The organism is Mediterraneibacter sp. 210702-DFI.3.120 (assembly GCF_020561005.1).
In the GTDB taxonomy this organism is placed as follows: Bacteria; Bacillota; Clostridia; order Lachnospirales; family Lachnospiraceae; genus Mediterraneibacter; species Mediterraneibacter faecis.
This window is the reverse complement of record NZ_JAJCNG010000059.1, coordinates 1-1,716: the sequence shown is the minus strand read 5'-3', so window position 1 is coordinate 1,716 and position 1,716 is coordinate 1. Positions and strand designations below refer to the sequence as shown.

The 1,716-nt window shown below is 35.9% G+C and carries 2 protein-coding genes; both read left to right on the top strand.

Features of this window, described 5'->3' with window-relative positions; genetic code table 11:
- Positions 1 to 59: 59 nt before the first annotated feature.
- Positions 60 to 746 carry a helix-turn-helix domain-containing protein gene (locus LI162_RS15150; RefSeq protein WP_054754427.1) on the top strand — a complete coding sequence of 229 codons (687 nt, stop codon included), beginning with the start codon at positions 60 to 62 and terminating at the stop codon, positions 744 to 746.
- Positions 746 to 1,639, top strand: coding sequence for an IS3 family transposase (locus LI162_RS15145; protein WP_227156868.1), 894 nt, complete (start codon positions 746 to 748; stop codon positions 1,637 to 1,639). Before LI162_RS15150 ends, LI162_RS15145 begins: the two co-directional genes overlap by 1 nt.
- Positions 1,640 to 1,716: the final 77 nt, after the last annotated feature.

The window sequence follows — 1,716 nt, the reverse complement described above, 5'->3', positions numbered from 1 at the left end:
TGATATGCTACCCTCATATAGGACAATGAAATATAAAAGTCCTATATGGGGGTATTTTCATGTTCAGAAAGAGTAAGATAGAACCAGTAGAAAAAGTAAAAATAGTCGAACGCTACCTTGCAGGAGAAATTAGCATACGGCAAGCAGGAAAAGAATTGGGAGTTGATCATCATAGTATTCGAAATTGGATTTCTATTTATCAGTATGATGGACCAACTGGATTACTCAATCAACCGAAAAACAAATCTTATTCAAAAGATTTAAAAATATCTGCTATAAATGATTATCTTAACGGAGAAGGATCTCTTCAGGATATTTGCACAAAATACGGAATTCGTTCACACAAACAGCTTTCCGATTGGATTAAGGTGTATAATTCTGGTGGAATATTAAAAACATCCACTGGAGGTGCTTACATGAAAAAAGCAAAGAACACTACACTTGATGAGAGATTAAAAATAGTAACAGATTGTCTTGCAAATGATAAGAATTATGGTGCAATGGCACTCAAATATGATTGTTCCTATCAACAAGTACGCAATTGGGTAATACGATACGAAAAGATGGGTCAAGCGGGTCTGGAAGACAGACGTGGACGTCGTATAGCTTCTCTTCCAAGCAGAACACCTGAAGAAGAGCTACGTGACAAGATAGCTGAACTGGAAAGAAGAAATCTAGACTTACAAATGGAGAATGATCTGTTAAAAAAAGTCAGAGAACTGGAAAGGAGGGGTCGCTATCTTTAATCCATCGGTTAGCCGAATATGAAGCCATCCAAAAACTATCGTCTACTAAGCATTATCCCATAGATAGACTTTGTAAATATCTTAATGTTACACGTTCTGCGTATTACCGCTGGGTAAAATATCCGAAAAGTAATAATGAACTTCGAAACGAAAGACTATCCACTGAAATCCAAAGGATTCATAACCAGCATCCAGATATGGGATACCGAAGGATTCGTGATGAATTAGATGGACATAAAGGAATTCATGTGAATGATAAACGAGTACTTCGTATTTGTAGGAAATACGATATAAAATCAAATATTAAATGGAAACCTAAGAGTTGTACCAGAGGAGACAGAAATCCTGATCACATAGCAAAAAACTATTTACACCATGAATTTCACGCCGAAAAACCGAATGAAAAGTGGCTTACAGATGTTTCTGAATTTAAATACTACAACGGAATAGAAGTTCATAAAGTTTATCTGAGTGCTATTTTAGATTTATATGATAGAAGGATTGTTTCCTTTAAAATCAGCGATCATAATGATAATCCATTAGTTATGGACACGTTTGATGAGGCTGTCCGTCAGGAGCCAGATGCACACCCATTAGTTCATTCTGATCGAGGCTTTCAATATACAAGCGCACAGTTTTATACTAGATTAAAAAAACATCATATGAAGCAGAGTATGTCTAGAGTTGCCCACTGTATTGACAATGGACCAATGGAAGGGTTTTGGGGAATTCTAAAACGAGAAATGTATTATAAACAGCGTTTTAATGACAGAAGCTCTTTGATTACTGCGATAGCTAATTACATAGATTACTACAACAACCAACGACTTCAAAGGAAACTGCATGTAATGACACCAATGAAATATCATGAGCAATATACAAAAGCAGCATAAAATATCGCCAGCCATAGCATGGCTGACGATACAAAAATTTATTATTTTTTATTGTCCTCTTGACGGGGAGCATACCA